The sequence below is a fragment of the Paenibacillus sp. FSL F4-0100 genome (assembly GCF_037993005.1).
Taxonomy (GTDB): Bacteria; Bacillota; Bacilli; order Paenibacillales; family Paenibacillaceae; genus Paenibacillus_AQ.
The window spans coordinates 264,706-282,931 of sequence record NZ_CP150303.1; the positions used below are offsets into that span (position 1 = coordinate 264,706).

The window sequence follows — 18,226 nt, forward strand, 5'->3', positions numbered from 1 at the left end:
ATGCTTGAAAGAGGTGGAACTATGACGGAACTAAAAATACCGAAACGGCTCACAACGGCCCTCGTAAACTCTTTAACGGCAGGGGTTGTGCCGCGGGTGGGGCTTGAGTTCATCGCCGTCGGCCGGAAGCCGGAGGTGGAGTCCATCCTGCGCGATATGGATAATATCGCCGAGGGCGGCGCTGCCTTCCGCCTGATTACGGGCCGCTACGGAAGCGGAAAAAGCTTCCTGCTGCAGATCATCCGCAACTACGCGATGGACCGCGATTTCGTGGTGGCGGATGCGGATCTTTCGCCGGAGCGGCGGCTGGTGGGCACGAAAGGGCAAGGGCTTGCCACTTATCGTGAGCTGATGACCCATCTGTCCACGAGGACGCGTCCGGACGGGGGCGCGCTGGAGGCCATTTTGCAGAAATGGATCGCTGCGATCCAGCAGGACATCATGCAGGAGACGGGTATGCGCCCGGATGATTCTGCCCTGAACGATCGGGTGGAGCTGCAGATCTATGCGGTGACAAACGGCATGCAGAATCTGGTGCACGGGTTTGATTTTGCGAAGGTGCTGGCTGCTTACTGGAACGGCTATAAGCTTGGTGACGATGACCGCAAAGGGGCAGCGCTGCGCTGGCTCCGCGGGGAAGTACCGACGAAGACGGAGGCGCGCAAGGACCTTGGCGTTGGGGTCATTATCGATGACGACAACTGGTACGATTATATGAAGCTGTGGTCGGAATTCACGGCTGCCATCGGTTATAAGGGATTGCTATTGTTCATAGACGAAGGGGTTAACCTCTACAAAATCACCAACAGCGTGTCTCGTCAGAGCAACTACGAGAAGCTGCTGACCATGTTCAACGACACGATGCAGGGCAAAGCGGAGCATTTGGGCATTTATATGGGCGGAACGCCGCAGTTTGTCGAGGATGAGCGCCGGGGGCTGTTCAGTTATGACGCGCTGCGCTCCCGCCTGATTGACGGGCGTTACGGCAGTGGTTCGCTGAAAACCTACACCTCGCCCATTTTGAAGCTGGACATGCTGTCGTATGAGGAGATTTTGATCCTCCTGCAAAAGCTGCGGGATATTCACGCTCTGCACTTCAAATATGAAGCGCAGTTAACGGATGATCAGCTCATCGCATTCATGCAGACGGCCGTGAATCGGCTGGGGGCTGAGGAGCTGCTAACCACCCGCGAGGTGGTGCGGGATTTCATGGATCTGCTGCATACGCTGCATCAGCATCCGGAGGCCACGTTTGAGGAGCTGTTAGGCGAGCGTGCCGCAGTGCAGCCGCAAGGCAAAGGGGCCAATGATACCAATTCGGATGATCTGGACGATCTGCTGGCGGAGTTTGAATTATGAGCGCGAACCCTTTTTCCAGACTGGCCCCGTTCATTCAGGAGTTTATCTATAAAAAAAGATGGGACACGCTTCGCGAGGCGCAGGTGGAAGCCTGCCGCGTCCTGTTTGATACGCCGAATCATCTGCTGATTGCTTCGGGCACGGCATCGGGCAAGACCGAAGCCGCGTTCTTCCCGGCGCTGACGGAGCTGTGCAACCTGCCTTCCAGCTCGGTCGGGATTCTGTATATCGGGCCGCTTAAGGCGCTGATTAACGACCAATTTGAACGCATCACCGATCTGTTGAAGGAAGGCCAGGTGCCGGTATGGCATTGGCATGGTGATGTGTCCCAAGCCGAGAAAACCAAGCTGATGCAGAAGCCGTCCGGCGTGCTGCAGATTACGCCGGAATCGCTTGAGGGGCTGCTGATGAACCGGCCGAACGCCATCCCGGCGCTGTTCCAGGACTTGCGGTATGTCATCATTGACGAGGTTCATGCCTTTATGGGGGCTGACCGCGGCATTCAGGTGCTGAGCCAGCTGACCCGGATCGAACGGATGGCTTCCTGCTCGCCTCGCCGTATCGGGTTGTCGGCAACGCTTAGCGACTATGAGACCGCAGCCGGCTGGCTGGGTGCGGGCACGAAGAACGCGGTCGAAGTCATCGCCCCGCAAGGAGGACGGAAGCTGCGGCTGTCGGTCGAGCATTTCTCCTTCCCGGATGCGCGGGATGAGAAGCAGGCGGAGCAGCTGGAGCTTGCGCGCAAAGCCTATTACGACTTCGTATACGACAACACGCATCTGAAAAAAGCGCTGGTCTTCACCAACAGCCGCTCGGATGCCGAGCTGACCACGCTCGAGCTGCGACGGATTGCAGCCAAGCGCGAGCAGCGGGATGTCTTCCATGTGCACCATGGAAGCATCTCCGCGATGCTGCGCGAGGAAGCCGAGGCCGCGCTCCGCGAAGGCCCGGGGCCAGCCGTTGCGGCTGCCACCCTGACGCTGGAGCTCGGCATCGATCTCGGCGAGCTGGAGCGGGTGATCCAGCTTGGCGCGCCGTACAGCTGCTCCAGCTTCGTCCAGCGGCTCGGCCGCTCCGGCCGGCGCGGGGATCAGGCCTCCGAGATGATGTTCCTCTGTCCGGAGGACGAGGACGAGGAAGCCATGCTGCCTGCACGCATGCCATGGATGCTGCTCCGGGCCATTGCCGTCATTGAGCTATATATTCGCGAGAAGTGGGTCGAACCGCTGGCCCTGCGGAAGAAACCGGTGGGCGTGCTTTACCATCAGACGATGAGCACACTCAAGAGCATGGGCGAGGCTGAACCGCCGGATTTGGCGAGAGCGGTGTTGACGCTGCCGGCTTTCCGCGGCATTGAGCCGGAGGAATACAAGGAGTTCTTGCAGTATTTGCTCCAAACCGATCATATCCAGCGGACGGAAGAAGGCAGTCTGATCATCGGCCTTGGCGGGGAGAAGATCGTGAACAACTACCGCTTCTATGCGGTGTTTAAGGACGATGAGGAGCATGTCGTATATAATGGGTCCGAAGAAATCGGATCGATTACGACCGTGCCGCCGCCGGGCTACTGCTTCTCGCTCGCGGGCAAGCTGTGGAAGGTGGAGGAAGTCGATACGAAGCATAAGGCCCTGTATGTGAAGTCGGCCAAAGGGAAGGTCGATACCTTGTGGCTTGGTGCAGGCGGAGATGTGCATACCCGCGTGGTGCAGAAGATGCGTGAGGTGCTGGCCGACAGCGCTATCTATCCGTATCTGGCGCCGGGCGCGGTGAATCGACTGGAACGGGCTCGTCGTCTCGCCCGGGAAAGCGGACTGCTGAAGCAGGTGGTCATACCGGCGGGCGGCGACTCCCTGTTCATCCTGCCTTGGGCGGGCAGCAAACAGTTCCGCACGCTGGAACGATTGCTGAAGCATAATCTGTCCGAGCGGCTGGCGCTGCGCTCCATCGTGCCGATGGAGCCATATTATATGGTTGTCGCGGGTAAGGTCGATAATAAGACGCTGATGGAGGAAATTAAGAAGGAACTGATGGATTGTGAGGACGCCGGCGCGCTCCTCGATCCGGATGAAGCGCCGTATCTCGGCAAATATGACGAGTTCGTTCCGCCGAAACTCGTTCGCACCGCTTTTGCCGCCGACGGATTGGATCTGGAAGGACTGGCTGAGGTGCTGGGAATGGCATATGGAGCAGCAGGAAGGGGAGCTATGGATGTGTGACAAGGAAGAAGTACTTCCTGGTGGCAATGTTAACGAAGTGGTACGTATCGGAAATAACGTTCACCGTACGACTAAATGGAGTTCCTTCGTGCATGACTTGCTCCGACACTTGGAGAAGCAGGGCTTTGAAGGCGCCCCCAAGTTCATAGGTATTGATCATAGCGGTCGCGAGATCTTGTCCTTCATTCCTGGAGAGGTGCCGGGAAACCAATATCCTGATTTTAAACCCTATATATGGTCGGACCAGGCCCTTATCCAGAGTGCAGCGTTGTTACGGCGTTATCATGACGCTGTACAAGGCTTTGCAACAGCTTCAATCCAATCGGAGGCTGCACATCATTCTCGGACTCCGGGGGAATGGGATGATGAAGTGATCTGTCACAATGATGCCGCTTTGTATAATATCGTGTTTAAAGACGAAGTACCGGTTGCGCTGATCGATTTTGATTTGGCTGCGCCAGGTCCACGAATCTGGGACATGGTTTATATGCTGTACACCTCAGTCCCGCTAGCAAGCTTTGCAATAGATTCCACTACAGGGACATCGATACCTTATCGATCGGAATACCATGCAGCGGATCGCACTCACAGAATATCGCTGTTCTTTAAGTCTTATGGTGTAGCACCACCTCCCAACATGAAAGTTTGGACTATAAGACGCATCGAGGCATTATGCGATACACTTACAACCGGTGCGGCACAAGGCAACAAGGCATACCAGAGAATGATCGATGAGGGGCATGTGGCCCATTACGAAAAAGAGATTCAGTTTCTGCAGGCACACTTTGAAGAGTGGTACCGATGAAGGGTACGCTTTGAAGAGTGCCTGCTTTTTCAATATGTCTGACTACCGAGGGGTGGGACTAATCGAAAAAATATTTGAAACCCCTTCCAAAAAAGCATTGTGTTCACCTCACATGTATGGTAACTTATGTACATAAAAACGTTTTTATCGCAAAGGAAGAATGGAATGGTTATATGGGCAAAGTAACAATCAAGGATGTGGCAAGAGAAGCCGGGGTCTCCATTTCTACGGTTTCGAATGCATTAAATGATGTAGATGTATTAAACCCGGAGACCAAATCCCATGTGCTGAAGGTGGCGGAACGGCTTAATTATGTACCTAACCTGAACGGAAAGCTGTTGAAGTCGGGGAAGACCAAGATGCTGGGCTTCTTTACAACAAGCGTGTCAGGGCCTTACTTCTACACATTGGTGGAGTCGATGTCACGGGAATGTGACCGACTGGGTTATGGATTGAACGTGTTTGTGACGAAGGATAAACAGGTGATTATGAGCAATATTATGGGCGGCCGGGTGGATGGCGTCATTATCTTCGAAGAGCTGAAGATCGATGATAGAGACATCGTCGCCATGGAGAAAGACAAGATTAAGGCCGTTTTCCTGGATCGCGAGGTTCAGAACGAGACGATGGGCAGCATCATATTCGACTCTTACGTAGCCGGTTATGAAGCAACCAAGTACCTGATCAGCCTGGGGCATAAGAAGATCGCCTACATTTCCGGCGTGGATACGATGTTTGACAGCGTGCAGCGGAAGGAAGGATATCTGGCTGCGCTTAGGGAGTGCCAGTTCCCGATCGACGGAGACTACATACTGCAAGGCTATTTTGAGGAAGAAGGTTCCTATAACGCCGTCAAATCGTTTCTTCACTTACACCCCGGGAAAGTGCCAGATGCTTTTCTTGCCGGTAATGATGTGAGTGCCATCGGCTGCATTCGGGCTCTGAAGTCCCATGGATACGAGGTTCCGCAGGACGTCAGTGTCGTGGGCTTCGACGATATCGATATCGCGCAGTATTTTACGCCGCCTTTATCGACCGTACGCAATCAGATTGCCAGACAGGGGATTCTGGTCGTGGATCATCTGGTGCGCATGATTCAGAAGAAAGAGAAGGGCAAGATTCAGAAGCTTCCAGGGGAGTTGGTCGTTCGCGGCTCCAGTCATGTGAAGATGAATCGGAATGAATCGGGTTAAGCGAAGAAAAGAAATCACACCAAGGCGGTTTTTTAAAATGATTTTAAAAAATCAGGGGTTTTTTTCGTCCAAAATAAAAACGTTTTTATACGGTTTTTGATCAAAGGAGGCTAAGAGGTGAGCAAAACAGCTGCAGTTCAGTCAACCGGCACAAGCCCGGTTCAACCAAACGGGAAGAAGCCGTTGGGGCAGAGGATCAAGGAATTCTTCATCGATTACAAGCGGCAATGGGAGCTTCAATCGATGATCATTCCCGGCGTTATCTTCATGTTTATCTTCTGCTACATCCCGATTTACGGTTTGACGATTGCGTTTAAGAACTACACCGTTATCGATACGCTGGATTCCGCTCCGTGGGTGGGGCTGGATAATTTCAAAATTATTTTGTCGGACAAGTATTTTTGGGATTCCGTCGTTAACACGCTGGGCATCAGCTTCTTAAAATTGGCGATCGGCTTTGTCATTCCGATCATTCTGGCCATTATGATTTATGAGGTCGGCATGGGGCGCTTCAAAAAATTCGTCCAAACCGTGTCGTATCTGCCTCACTTCTTGTCCTGGATCGTATTGGGCGGCATGCTCATTACCTGGTTCTCGACATCCGGCCTGTTCAACGAAATATTGCTTAGTCTGGGCCTGATCTCGCAGCCGCAAAACATTTTGCTCGACCCGAGCAAATATTGGTGGATCGCGACCTTGTCGGATATATGGAAAGAGGCCGGATGGGGAACGATTCTGTACCTGGCGATCATGGCCAAGATTGATCCGACCTACTATGAGGCCGCAAGAATCGACGGGGCTAGCCGACTAAGACAGATTTGGAACATCACCTTACCGAACATGAAGATGATTATCAGCTTGAACCTGATCCTTACTGTAAGCGGTTTATTGGGATCGAATCTGGATCAAACCCTGGTGCTCATGAATTCGCAGAACCGGGAAAAGGCGGAAGTCATTAACTCGTACGTGTACCGGATGGGTATGACGCAGGGCGATTTCTCTTATGCAACCGCCGTTGGTTTGGGTGTATCCATCATCTCCGTCATTCTGCTTGTTACGGCCAACAAAGTGACCAGTAAATTGAATGATAATCAATCCGTCCTGTAGGTCATGCAAAAGGGAGGCATTACGGTGAATTTGAAAGCAGCAAAAGGGGATCTCGATAGCCGGATCTTTGATACGATCAACATCATTTTACTGGTTACGTTTACCATCATCATTGTCGTTCCGTTATGGAACGTTGTCGTTTCATCCTTTAGCTCGGGCAGGTCTCTTGCCGAGGGCGGGTTCATCTTCTGGCCTACCGAATTCTCGCTTGAGAATTATCAGGCCGTGTTCAGGGATGCAAACATATGGAATGCCTTTTTCATCTCGGTGGCCAAAACCGTGATTGGTGTCATCACGCACGTGTTCTTCTGTGCTATGGTGGGTTACGGCTTGAGTAAAAAATACGTCCGCGGCCGCAAGTTCTATGTCGCAATGGGTGTCGTCACCATGTTTTTCTCGGGCGGCATGATTCCGACGTATTTGTTAATCAAAGACTTGGGGCTGTTAAACAGCTTCTGGGTTTATATTATTCCCGCTCTATTAAGCTTTTACGATGTTATTATTCTGATGAACTTCTTCCGAAACGTACCGGATTCCCTGGAAGAGTCGGCGAAGATCGACGGCGGGGGCGACTGGAGGATTTTCCTGAGCATCTTTATTCCTCTTTCCATGCCGGCCATGGCGACGATTGCCTTGTTTAACGGGGTCGGGCAATGGAATGATTTTATGACCACCAAATTGTATATCACGGACCAAGCACTCTATCCATTACAGATGATGCTGTATGAGATTATTGTGCAGTCCCAGACGCAATCGATGCAAAACATCGGGTCCGTCGCGATCCAGACGACCACCAAAGGGGTCCAACTAGCAACCATTGTCGTGACGACGCTGCCAATTGTTGTGATGTATCCAATATTACAAAGATATTTTATCTCCGGCATGATGCTCGGAGCTGTTAAAGAGTAGAGAAGCTGCTCTTTAAAGGAGTGGAGCAGAAGCAAGCTTGTAAAAGATTGGGGTCTAACAAGTAAGCGCTTTTATTTAAAAGGGAGGGTTACAGGATGTTGATGAACAAAGCTTTTGGCAAGAAAGGACTTACGCTGATTACGGCACTGATGGCAGTTGTGCTGGTTGTGAGCGGCTGCGGCGGATCAGGCGGCAATTCCGGCTCCAAGAAGGAAAATTGGGTTTCGATCGAGGATCGTTATACACCGAATGCCGAGACGCCAGCTTGGCAGTTGGATAAAAAAGAAGAGACAACCGAGCTCACATGGTACGTAAATGCCGATTGGTGGAATACGGATTTCGGCAAGGACGTTGTAACCAAGAAGATTAAGGAAGACTTGAACATCAATATCAAATTCATCACGGGTGACGACACCAAGCTGAATACGTTTTTTGCCGGTGGGGAGATGCCGGATCTGATCACGACGTTTGACTCCAACTCCCCGGTCGTGCAGAAGGCGGCGACATGGGCGCTGCCGCTGAACGATCTTGCCGAGAAATATGATCCATACTTCAATAAGGTAGCGGCGCAGGATACGCTCAACTGGTTCCAACTGAAGGATGGCAAAACCTACGGATATCCGAACTACTCCAATACGCAGGAAGACTATGACAGCGGTAACATTCCGGCCAAAACGGCATTTATTATCCGCAAGGATGTTTACGAAGCGTTAGGTAAGCCTGTTATGGGAACGCCGGAAGAGTTCCAGGCCGTTCTCGCTGATATCAAGAAGCAATTTCCTGCTCTGATTCCACTCGGCTTCAACTCCATTGGTGAAGGAACGGGCTCGCTTGGCGACGTGCTGCAGGATTTCATCGGCGTGCCGTTGGAGGAGAATGGCGGTTTCTATAACCGTAACCTGGATGAAGATTATCTGACTTGGGTGAAAGCGTTCAATACCGTGTACCGGGACGGCGCGATTAGCGATGACAGTTTTGCCGATGACGGAACGGCTTTTGAAGAGAAGGTTAAAGCAGGCAAATACGCAACGATTATGCTAGACGGTACGCCGCAGCAGGGCGGTAACCTGCAAAGCTTCTACAGCAACAATAAAGGGAAAGAGTACATCGCGATTGACGGACCGCAAAGCACGGCAGGACGTCAGCCGACGCTGAATCAATCCGGTATCACCGGCTGGATGATCAGCTTCATTACGAAAAATAATGCAGATCCTGCCAAGTCCATTCAGCTCTTCACGTACCTGTTAAGCGAAGAAGGACAAATGCTGATGAACTATGGCATCGAAGGTGAGACTTACCAAGTGAATGCAGACGGCACGGTGGAGTTCCTCCCTGCCGTGAAGGATCTTCAGATGAACAATCCGGATACGTTCAAGAAGGATTACCGCATGGGCGAATTCATGTTCTTCGGACATGACCGCCACAAGGCGCTGAGCGGGGATGCTTTCCCGGATGCGATCAAGCAAATGCAGGAATGGGGAAAAGGCAAGCTGACGCCGCACTTTATTTTGGAGAATATTAATCCTGACCAAGGAACACCGGAAGCGCGCTCTCTGACGGCCATCAATACAAAATGGAACTCCACGCTTGTCAGCATGATTCGTTCCAAGGATGATGCAGCGTTCGACAACCTTTTGAACGAATACAAAAAGTTCCTGGACGATAACAACTGGGATAAAATCGTCGAAGTCCGCAATGAGAAGATGAAGGCGAACAAAGAGAAGCTGGGGCTGAAATAAGTTAACGTTTATGGATGGGAGAGCCCCTTTCTTGACAGGAAAGGGGCTCTTTCCAAGTTAACTTCCAATATAGGGCGGGATAGGAAAGCCAGAAGACCATAAGAAACCTGGAGGGAAACAGCATGCTGAACATGACCATCTACCAGTCAAACGGGGAAGAGGAATTATTCGTTAGGAAAGACAAGGAGCAGTTAGCTCCCGGAACTTCGGACACGAAGCATACGGTTGTTATCGATGAGGAGCAGACGTTTCAGGAGATGGACGGCTTCGGTGCGTCCTTCACGGACTCCGCTGCTTATCTGATCCATCAAGTGCTGGAGACGAAGCAGCGTTCGGAGCTCATGACACGACTGTTCGATCCGAACGAAGGGATGGGGTTGTCCGTACTCCGCCAACCGATGGGCGCATCCGATTACGCGCGAGACTTCTACAGCTACAATGATATGCCTGAGGGCCAAACGGATGTGGAGCTGGATCAGTTCTCCATTGCGCATGATGAGGAAGATATCATTCCCCTCCTGAAGGAAGCACTCCGATTGAACCCGGATGTCAAGCTGATGGGTTCCCCATGGAGCCCGCCAGGCTGGATGAAAACGAGCGGTTCGATGATCGGCGGAGAGCTGAAACCTGAATACTATTCGGTTTACGCTAATTATTTTGTACGTTACATCCAGGGGTATAAAGCCCATGGGCTGCCGATTTATGCGATTACCCCGCAGAATGAGGCGTTGTATTCGCCAGGACATTACCCCGGCATGATCATGCTGCCCGAGGCGCAAAGCGATTTCATCAAGAATCATCTGAAGCCGCAATTCGTGAAGAACGATATCGATACGAAAATCCTTTGTTATGACCATAACTGGGACAAGCCGGACTACCCGTTGACCGTTTTGGAGCAAGCGGGTGACGCCGTGGATGGCGTCGCTTGGCACTGGTACGGCGGCAAGCCGTCGGCCCAATCGGAAGTGCTCGAGGCATTTCCGGGGAAAGAGGTTCATTTCACGGAAGGATCAGGCGGGGAGTGGATTCCGCCGTTTGAGCAGGCCTTCTCCAATGTGATGCGAACCGGTATCGAGATTCTCCGCAATCACAGCAAGTCTTATGTGCTGTGGAACATGGCGCTGGATGAGAAGAACGGACCTACCGTGCCGGGCTTTGGCAAAAGCACCTGCCGCGGCATTGTGACGGTGAATCAGCAGACGAAGGAGCTTACCTATACGCTGGATTTCTATGCACTGGCGCATTTTAGCAAGGTGATCCGTCCGAAAGCGGTTCGTATTGCTGCTACCAGCGATGAGTCCATCCGTTCGGTAGCATTCAAGAATACGGACGGTTCGATTGCCGTCGTTATGTTTAACGACAGCGAGCAAGAGGAGAATGCTGCACTGCATATGCAGGGAACGGAGCGGCTTAACCTCCGCCTTGCACCGAAAAGTGCCGTGTCCGTTTTAATAGAGGAGTAATTCTGAGGTAACAGTTCATAGATTTAGACAAGATAAGGCACCTTTGTCGGCGCCGTTAGCCCTTTCGGTTGATGGTTGCCTCGGCGTAGGTGTCTTTTCATATATAGAGTTGGTTATTTCATATAGAAACGGTAGAATAATAACAAGAATAAGGTTTACCAAAGAAAATACAGGTGACAATCATGACCATTAAAACGTTATTTATTGCTCCGTATCCCGCTATGAGCCATTTAATAGAAGAATGCCGGAAGGAAGAGCCGGAGCTGGCAGTCCGAGTCGAGGTCGGCAATTTACTAGAAGCGGTTCCTCTGGCAAAAGAAGGCGAACGCCTGGGATATGACGTGATCATTAGCCGGGGCGGTACGGCCAAGCTGATCGAGCCCGAGGTGGGCATTCCCGTTATCGATGTCCATGTTTCAGGCTATGACATGCTGCGCGTGCTCACCTTGGCCAATCATTTTCCAGGCAAAAAAGCCATTGTGGGCTTCTCCAATATTACGCTCGGAGCCAAAGCCATTACCGATGTGCTGGATATCGAGGTGGATGTGTTCACGGTAGAGAAGGCGCAAGAGGTGGACCGGCTGCTGGAGGATCTGAAGGCGAAGGGCTTCGAATTAATCATGGGCGATGTGGTGACGATGGAGGCAGCCGCCAAGCACCACTTGGAAGGGATTCTGATCCAGTCCGGGCGCGAGGCCATCTTCGATGCATTTCAAAAGGCGAAATCCGCGTTTCGGTTACATGAACGGACGCAGTGGGAAATATCCTTTTTGCAAACACTGCTGGAGGAAACGGCCGCGAACCTTGCCGTATTGGATGCTAAGGGGCAGGTTGTATATGAACAGTGGCCGGATTACGGTTCCTGTCCGCTCCCGGCGGAAGTCTTGCAAGCCGATCTTCGGCTAAACCGGGAGGCGGAAGCCTCCATCCTGATACATGAAAACGGAACCCGGAAGCTTAAACAGAAAAGGACGCTGAAAGTGATACAGGGAAAACGGTACTACCTGTACACTTTTTCCGAGGTGAAGCAGAATGGGGAGACCGCAGGCTATCATGTCGAGGCGATCACCCAATTGCCGATGTTGATTTCGCAAAGCGAAGCGATGCACGGTTGCCTGCAGCGGATCGAGGATCTACTGGACAGCCGCATCCTGATTCTCATCGGTGAAGCCGGAACAGGCAAGCAGCTGCTCTCCCGGTATATTCATTACCGCAAGAACGAAGGCCAGGGCTTGTATGTCCGGCTTACCGCAAAGCAGGCCATGGCCTTGTCGGGAAAAGACGAAGAAGAAGCTTGGGACAACGATATCCGCACGCTGTACATCCATGGATTGGAAACGATCGCTCCACAAGAAATGACGAATTTGAACCAGTGGATGAACGAGATGAAAGACCGGGGGTTCACGATCATCCTCTCGCTGGAAAAGGATGATTCGAATTATCATCCACTCCTGCTGGACGAGGAGGCGGCAAGAATCGCCGTGCCGGCTCTGCGTGAGCGCAGGGAGGACATCAAGCCGCTGGTGACTTATTATATTGCGTCCTATCATGGAACGCTAGGGACTTCACCAATCAAGATCAAGGATGAAGCGATTCTCCTGCTGACCCAGTACGATTGGCCGGGCAACGTGTCGGAACTGAAAATCCTGCTCCAGGACGCAGTGACGGAGGAGAAGGGCTACGTGATCGGCAAGCCACTTATTTCCCGGCTTCTAGCCAAGAAGGAAGAACATCCGTCAGCTGCGATGGGCCCTGAATTCCTTCGCGGTACGCTGGATGAGATCGAGAAGAGGATCATCGACGCGATTATGGAGGAAGAACAATTTAATCAGACGAAGGTTGCGGAACGGCTCGGAATCAACCGTTCGACCCTGTGGAGAAAGCTGAAACAATAGTTTCAGCTTTTTTTGTTTTGCGATCAATAGATCCCTCCGTTTCGGCAGATATTAGGGGAGTAGGAATATATTACAATAAGCTAGAGACAGCGCTGTAATCAATTGTTTAAATTTGCAACGATTAATCTTTAATATGTTGCAAATTTAATTGAATGCACTTACAATTATCCCTGCAAGCGATTTCAATATGAAATAACTGTTTAATATTGAAACAATTATTAAAGGGGTGTTACAATAATGAAGATTAAAGCGACGTTGGATCGGATTCCTGGAGGTATGATGGTGGTGCCGTTGCTTATTGCAGCAGTAATCAACACCTTTGCACCGGATCTACTCCGGATCGGGAATTTCACGGAGTCTTTATTTGTAAACGGTTCAAGTACATTGATTGCGCTGTTCCTCCTCTGTACGGGGGCGCAGATTAACGTCAAATCCTTTGGCGTTTCCGTCGGAAAAGGGGCCACGCTGCTTGTCACGAAGTGGGTGGTCGGCGCAGCGTTCGGTCTGATTGCGTACCTGTTTGCCGGAGAGAATGGATTGTGGCTGGGTTTGGCGCCGATTGCCGTCATTGCGGCGATGACCAACAGTAATGGGGGATTGTTCGTAGCCTTGGTAGGCCAATACGGCAGTAAGGAAGACCGTGCCGCCTATTCACTGCTTGCCCTGAATGACGGACCTTTCCTCACCATGGTTGCGTTATCGATCTTCGGCGCCATGGGATTCGTGGACGGCATGTTCTCCTTCGTGTCCTTTATCTCCGTTCTTCTTCCGATTATTGTAGGGATGGTGCTGGGTAATCTGGATGAAGAGATGCGCAAGTTTTTGGACAAAGGCAGCTCCATGCTGATTCCATTCTTTGCATTTGCGCTCGGAATGGGCATTGACTTCGGAGCGATCGTGGATGGCGGCTTGTCGGGTATCATTCTTGGATTACTGACGGTTTTTGTTACAGGTACCGCAGGATACTTTGTGTTTAAAGCATTGAAATGGAATCCGATCGTGGGGGCTGCGGAAGGCTCCACAGCCGGTAATGCCGTGGCTACTCCTGCCGCGATTGGGGCGGCGAATGCATCCTTTGCGGCATTTACCGATATTGCGACGGTGCAGGTTGCAGCGTCCGTGGTAACGACCGCCATCCTGCTTCCTTTATATGTCGGATTTTTAGTGAAGCGTCTAGAGAAGAAAGGGCACTCATTTGATACAAATACAGCAGATGCCGAATCATAGAAGGTGTGATGAAATGTGATAAAACAAATTGGAATCATCGCGGACGATTTGACCGGTGCGAATGACTCTGGCGTACAATTGGCGAAGAAGGGACTGGTTTCCACCGTTGTATTCGATTATCGCCATTACCGTCAGGACACCCGTGCCGAAGTGTTGATCGTCGATACGGATAGCAGGGCGAAACGCAGCGTGGACGCCTATGAAGCGGCGTACGAAGCCGCTCATTTCCTTGAAGAGCAGGGCTGCCGCCACATCTACAAGAAGCTGGACTCCACCTTGCGCGGGAATGTTGCAGAGGAACTGCGGGCGGTGCAGAAGGTATTTCAGCCGGACTTGGTGCTGATCGCCCCGGCTTTTCCCAAAATGAACCGTACGACGGTACAGGGACATCACTATGTTCAAGGTGTACTGATCACCGAGACGGAGTTTGCCAAGGATCCCAAAACGCCCGTCATGGAAAGCTATATCCCGAAGCTGCTGCAGAAGGAAGGAGAGCCTGAGGCGGTGCTGGTTTCATCAAGTCAAGTGCGACAGCCCGCCGTGCAATTTATGCCATGGCTCCAATCCAAGCTAGCGGAAGGTCAAACCTGGTTTGTATGCGATAGTGAGACGGAAGCGGATTTGCAGGCGATATCGGCATTATTTTCACAGCTGGACAAGAAGATTTTATGGGCCGGTTCTGCCGGATTAATCGAATACTTGCCGGAGGCGCTGTCTCTGACTTCCATGGAGAAGGGGAGCCAAGACTGGGCCCAGGCGGATAAAGCGCTGATCGTATCAGGAAGCTTGTCCCAAACGACCCGGCGACAGCTTCGTGCCGTCGAAGATATGCCCGACTCGTTGATGCTGGAGATCGATCCGGCAGGGCTGATTCGTGAAACTTACGATACAGAGGATGTCCTGGAGCAAATCGCACAGGATATGGACAAGCGCTACCTGGTCCTGTACGTGGACGCTTCGGAAGAAAACCGCAGACTTGCAAAAGAAGCAGGGGATGAGCGGGGATTATCTTCAACCGAGGTAAGCGAAGCGATCTCGCTGGGACTCGGAAGAATGACAAAAGCCATTTTACAGGCATACGCTGAGATCCAGGGGTTGGTATTAACCGGCGGTGATACGGCTAAGGCTATCTGTATCGAACTTGGAATGGGAGAAATGCAGCTGTATTCGGAAGTAGAGCCCGGCCTGCCGTTCGGAAGGCTTCAGGGCATGGAGAAAGGTTACTGGACCGTCACCAAAGCCGGGGGGTTCGGAAATGATCAATCCCTGGTAGATTCCTTGCACTATATAACAAATAAGAAAAAGGTGAGAACATGAGCCAGCATAAACCGGTTATCGGGATTACAATGGGAGACGCCGCAGGCGTAGGTCCTGAAATTATACTCAAGAGCCTCATGAATGAGGAGATGTATCATATTAGTCACCCGGTTGTGATCGGGGACGTGAAGATATTGGAGCGGGCAAAGGCCTTTGTGGGCAGTGACTTGGCTATAGAAGCGATTACTGCCGATGAGCTCGAGCAGGTGGACTACCGTTTTGGCACGGTTCATGTGCTTGATCTGGATCTGCTGCCAGCGGACTTGCCGATTGGACAAGTTGCCCCGGAAGCTGGACACGCCGCGTTTAAATTTTTGGAGACGGCCATCGAATTGGCGAAGGATCATAAAATTCAGGCCATATGCACCGCTCCGCTGAATAAGGAAGCCCTGCATAAAGGGGGCCATAAATATCCGGGCCATACGGAGATTCTGGCAGATTTGACCGGAACCACGGACTACTCCATGATGCTGTCTGCACCGAATCTGAAGGTCATTCACGTTACGACGCATGTTGGCATCATCGACGCCGTCCGTTCGATAAACTCGGAGCGCGTATACCATGTCATTAAGCTTGCTCATGAGACACTGCAGAAGTCCGGCATCGCCGCTCCGCGGATTGCCGTTTGCGGAATCAATCCTCACGCGGGCGAGAACGGGTTGTTCGGATATGGCGAAGAGGAAGAGAAAGTCATACCTGGCGTTGAGAAGGCGCAGGCGGAAGGAATCCAGGTCGTAGGCCCGCTGCCGGCCGATACGCTGTTCTTCCGGACGGTTCGCGGTGACTTTGACATCGTAGTGGCTATGTATCACGATCAGGGGCATGGTCCCGTCAAAGTGCTTGGCTTGGATGCAGGCGTCAACATTACCGTTGGCCTTCCGATTATCCGCACCAGCGTCGATCACGGTACGGCGTTCGACATTGCCGGGCAAGGCATCGCCGACGAGAAAAGCTTGATGGAAGCGATCCGTCAGGCAGCGGAACTGGCGCCTAAAGCCTAAAGATGTTATTGCCGGGCGGGACATAGCGGCCGCCATTACCTTTTTATCGAAGTGACAGTACAAGATTCCGCAGGAATATAAGCTGTTCATAACAAAAAGATGACTCCACCTATGGGGTCATCTTTTTTTATTGTTCCTCAGGTTTCTTCGCTGTAACGGGATTCGTTCCTCATGACTGGGATAATCCAAACACGTAAGACTCCAGGAACGCTTGCAGCTGATTGAAGGATTCAGGTCTGGCACTGTATTTATACCGCTCATTCGGCATTTTGAAATGCATGCGCAGGAGACCCGCGGTTTTAAGCAGGGATAGATGGTAGTGAAGGTTGCTCTTTGAAAGGCCGGTCTTCTGCTGCAATTCGGTAAACGTAACGGGGCCTTTAGCCAGGATGTGCAGCAGCACCAGCCGCTTCTCGTCAGCCAACCCCTTGGTCATCCGCAGCAGCTGACTGGTGGGTGTATCCTCGTCCACCTGCTCATCATCTACGGCATAGCTGATAATGAGCTGTTGGTTGCTCACGTAGTCCATCCGGTTTAACGGCTTGATGTGATAGGTAGGGATAAGAAGAATGGCGTTGTATTCATCTTCAGGATCGAGCACAATTCCGCTTGTTGCCTCATCAATCAGATCAATGTAGGGGAGTTCCCGGCTAAGCTGCTCCATGCGGGCAGCGGAACGTCCCAGCAAGTCGTGAATTTCCGGCGTTATTGTATAGGTCCGGTGCCACTCCGTCATGATCTCATGGCTGAGATCCCGGAATGTTTTAAGTCCCATCGGAAACCCGTCTTCAAGATAAGGCGCCAGGATTTCATACAATTGGCCTTCTCCCAAATCGGCAAACCAGGCAAGAAACCTCTCGACGTTGTCTTTTTCCGGGCTGTCTACGATAGCCAGGTGCAGATAAGCAATAAGCTCGAACAGGACCAGCTCTTCGAGCTTATCCGTAAAAGATGCAGACAGTTTCTTCTGAATTTCTTTCCTCCACTTATTTCCTAGATCATGCATTTGGTTTTTATTATCTGTATATGCGAATAAGCTGGTGACCAGCTCGTGAACAGGCGAATAGTCAATTCGGATAACGGTCATGATCAATCTCTCCTTCAAGTACACATCATTCCATTTTTATGATACCACATCCTGGTGAAAATAAATATTGAACTTTTACTATGTTCATATATAATTGAACTTAAATATATAGTTCAAAAAAATATGAACTTATGGGCGGCGAGGGGAGAGACTGGAGATGAACAATTGGTTTGTTGCGGAATATCTCATCAGGCAGCAGCAGATGGAAGTGGATCGAACGGCCAGAGAGTTCTGGAAATCTAGGCATGACCCGGTAAATTTGTGGGCACGCATCTTCTCGAGGAAGAGACGACCAATACAACCGGTCACGAAAAGGGCCCGAAGTTGAAACTAAGGGGAACAAGGAAGAATCGATCAACCTACGAGGAAACGGAGCTGGAACCGATGGACTTTCTTTCGGAGAATCGTTTAAGCGAGTGCGCCATGGAGGCGCCTGAATCGATGATGAATAGCGAGGAGAACCATGACGAACTGTTATCGGCTGTGCTTACTCTGCCTGAAACCCTAAGACAGCCGATGTATTTGTATTATTACGAGGATTTCAACACTTTGGAAATTGCCGAAGTGCTCCAAATTGAGCCTGAAAATGTACGGAACCGCATGAGCAGAGCCCGCAAGAAACTGAAGATGATGCTGGGGAAGAAGCTGGGAGCGATACGGGATGGCCGGGAAAGGGCAAGGAAGGATGCGCATCCGTCCCCTTGACTTCATTCATAAAGTTCGGGTATGATTTCCAGTAACTTGAATAATGTTAAACAAAAGCAATGAAGAGAAAGAGTACCTTGGTAACGTCTTTGAACAGAGAGCCCCGGCTGGTGAAAAGGGGTAAGGAAAGAACCTTGGGAATATGGTCTCTGAGCTGTGCACCGAAACCCTGCAGAGGTTGTAGGCTGTACCGGATCCCGCAC

Annotated in this window: 14 protein-coding genes and 1 other annotated feature (1 of these 15 cut by a window edge); of the genes, 13 read left to right on the top strand and 1 reads right to left on the bottom strand. The window is 51.4% G+C overall.

Annotation, left to right across the window (positions count from 1 at the left end):
• Nucleotides 1-21 precede the first annotated feature (21 nt).
• From MHH48_RS01275 to pdxA, 12 genes are all read left to right on the top strand, one after another.
• The gene (locus MHH48_RS01275) at nucleotides 22-1,359 is read left to right on the top strand and encodes an ATP-binding protein (RefSeq protein ID WP_076322643.1); all 1,338 of its coding nucleotides are present in this window, start codon (nucleotides 22-24) and stop codon (nucleotides 1,357-1,359) included.
• Nucleotides 1,356-3,575: a DEAD/DEAH box helicase gene (locus MHH48_RS01280; RefSeq protein ID WP_076322642.1), complete on the top strand. Its 2,220-nt coding sequence runs from the start codon at nucleotides 1,356-1,358 to the stop codon at nucleotides 3,573-3,575. The genes MHH48_RS01275 and MHH48_RS01280 overlap by 4 nt, the downstream gene beginning before the upstream one ends.
• The gene (locus tag MHH48_RS01285) at nucleotides 3,568-4,380 is read left to right on the top strand and encodes a phosphotransferase (protein WP_076322641.1); all 813 of its coding nucleotides are present in this window, start codon (nucleotides 3,568-3,570) and stop codon (nucleotides 4,378-4,380) included. Before MHH48_RS01280 ends, MHH48_RS01285 begins: the two co-directional genes overlap by 8 nt.
• Nucleotides 4,381-4,553: 173 nt before the next feature.
• Nucleotides 4,554-5,573, top strand: a complete 1,020-nt coding sequence (locus tag MHH48_RS01290; RefSeq protein WP_076322640.1) for a LacI family DNA-binding transcriptional regulator — start codon at nucleotides 4,554-4,556, stop codon at nucleotides 5,571-5,573.
• Nucleotides 5,574-5,690: 117 nt separating this feature from the next.
• Nucleotides 5,691-6,680: an ABC transporter permease subunit gene (locus MHH48_RS01295; protein WP_179090630.1), complete on the top strand. Its 990-nt coding sequence runs from the start codon at nucleotides 5,691-5,693 to the stop codon at nucleotides 6,678-6,680.
• A 24-nt stretch (nucleotides 6,681-6,704) separates the two neighbouring features.
• The gene (locus MHH48_RS01300; RefSeq protein ID WP_083659649.1) at nucleotides 6,705-7,589 is read left to right on the top strand and encodes a carbohydrate ABC transporter permease; all 885 of its coding nucleotides are present in this window, start codon (nucleotides 6,705-6,707) and stop codon (nucleotides 7,587-7,589) included.
• Nucleotides 7,590-7,684: 95 nt separating this feature from the next.
• A complete protein-coding gene (locus MHH48_RS01305; RefSeq protein ID WP_076322638.1) occupies nucleotides 7,685-9,328 on the top strand; it encodes a sugar ABC transporter substrate-binding protein in 1,644 nt (547 codons plus the stop codon).
• Between the two features lie 122 nt (nucleotides 9,329-9,450).
• Entirely contained in the window at nucleotides 9,451-10,791 is a 1,341-nt protein-coding gene (locus MHH48_RS01310) for a glycoside hydrolase family 30 beta sandwich domain-containing protein (RefSeq protein ID WP_076322637.1), read from the top strand.
• Nucleotides 10,792-10,973: 182 nt separating this feature from the next.
• Nucleotides 10,974-12,686: a sigma-54-dependent transcriptional regulator gene (locus tag MHH48_RS01315; RefSeq protein ID WP_076322636.1), complete on the top strand. Its 1,713-nt coding sequence runs from the start codon at nucleotides 10,974-10,976 to the stop codon at nucleotides 12,684-12,686.
• A gap of 237 nt (nucleotides 12,687-12,923) precedes the next feature.
• Nucleotides 12,924-13,913, top strand: coding sequence for a 2-keto-3-deoxygluconate permease (locus tag MHH48_RS01320; RefSeq protein WP_071219527.1), 990 nt, complete (start codon nucleotides 12,924-12,926; stop codon nucleotides 13,911-13,913).
• 15 nt (nucleotides 13,914-13,928) lie between these two features.
• On the top strand, nucleotides 13,929-15,230 hold the full coding sequence (locus tag MHH48_RS01325; RefSeq protein ID WP_076322635.1) for a four-carbon acid sugar kinase family protein: 1,302 nt from the start codon (nucleotides 13,929-13,931) through the stop codon (nucleotides 15,228-15,230).
• A complete protein-coding gene (gene pdxA, locus MHH48_RS01330) occupies nucleotides 15,227-16,231 on the top strand; it encodes a 4-hydroxythreonine-4-phosphate dehydrogenase PdxA (RefSeq protein WP_076322634.1) in 1,005 nt (334 codons plus the stop codon). The genes MHH48_RS01325 and pdxA overlap by 4 nt, the downstream gene beginning before the upstream one ends.
• Nucleotides 16,232-16,400: 169 nt before the next feature.
• Here the strand turns inward: pdxA and MHH48_RS01335 are convergent, their stop codons facing one another.
• Nucleotides 16,401-17,318: a helix-turn-helix domain-containing protein gene (locus tag MHH48_RS01335; protein WP_076322633.1), complete on the bottom strand. Its 918-nt coding sequence runs from the start codon at nucleotides 17,316-17,318 to the stop codon at nucleotides 16,401-16,403.
• 324 nt (nucleotides 17,319-17,642) lie between these two features.
• On the opposite strand from MHH48_RS01335, the gene MHH48_RS01340 reads away from it, so the two are divergent.
• Entirely contained in the window at nucleotides 17,643-18,023 is a 381-nt protein-coding gene (locus MHH48_RS01340) for a sigma-70 family RNA polymerase sigma factor (protein WP_256720528.1), read from the top strand.
• A 50-nt stretch (nucleotides 18,024-18,073) separates the two neighbouring features.
• Nucleotides 18,074-18,226: a binding site (T-box leader), on the top strand; it runs 117 nt beyond the window's last position.

Coding starts and splice junctions, on each gene's coding strand:
- MHH48_RS01275 (WP_076322643.1), top strand. CDS start 22: ATGACGGAACTAAAAATACCGAAACGGCTCACAACGGCCCTCGTAAAC.
- MHH48_RS01280 (WP_076322642.1), top strand. CDS start 1,356: ATGAGCGCGAACCCTTTTTCCAGACTGGCCCCGTTCATTCAGGAGTTT.
- MHH48_RS01285 (WP_076322641.1), top strand. CDS start 3,568: ATGTGTGACAAGGAAGAAGTACTTCCTGGTGGCAATGTTAACGAAGTG.
- MHH48_RS01290 (WP_076322640.1), top strand. CDS start 4,554: ATGGGCAAAGTAACAATCAAGGATGTGGCAAGAGAAGCCGGGGTCTCC.
- MHH48_RS01305 (WP_076322638.1), top strand. CDS start 7,685: ATGTTGATGAACAAAGCTTTTGGCAAGAAAGGACTTACGCTGATTACG.
- MHH48_RS01310 (WP_076322637.1), top strand. CDS start 9,451: ATGCTGAACATGACCATCTACCAGTCAAACGGGGAAGAGGAATTATTC.
- MHH48_RS01315 (WP_076322636.1), top strand. CDS start 10,974: ATGACCATTAAAACGTTATTTATTGCTCCGTATCCCGCTATGAGCCAT.
- MHH48_RS01320 (WP_071219527.1), top strand. CDS start 12,924: ATGAAGATTAAAGCGACGTTGGATCGGATTCCTGGAGGTATGATGGTG.
- pdxA (WP_076322634.1), top strand. CDS start 15,227: ATGAGCCAGCATAAACCGGTTATCGGGATTACAATGGGAGACGCCGCA.
- MHH48_RS01335 (WP_076322633.1), bottom strand. CDS start 17,318: ATGACCGTTATCCGAATTGACTATTCGCCTGTTCACGAGCTGGTCACC.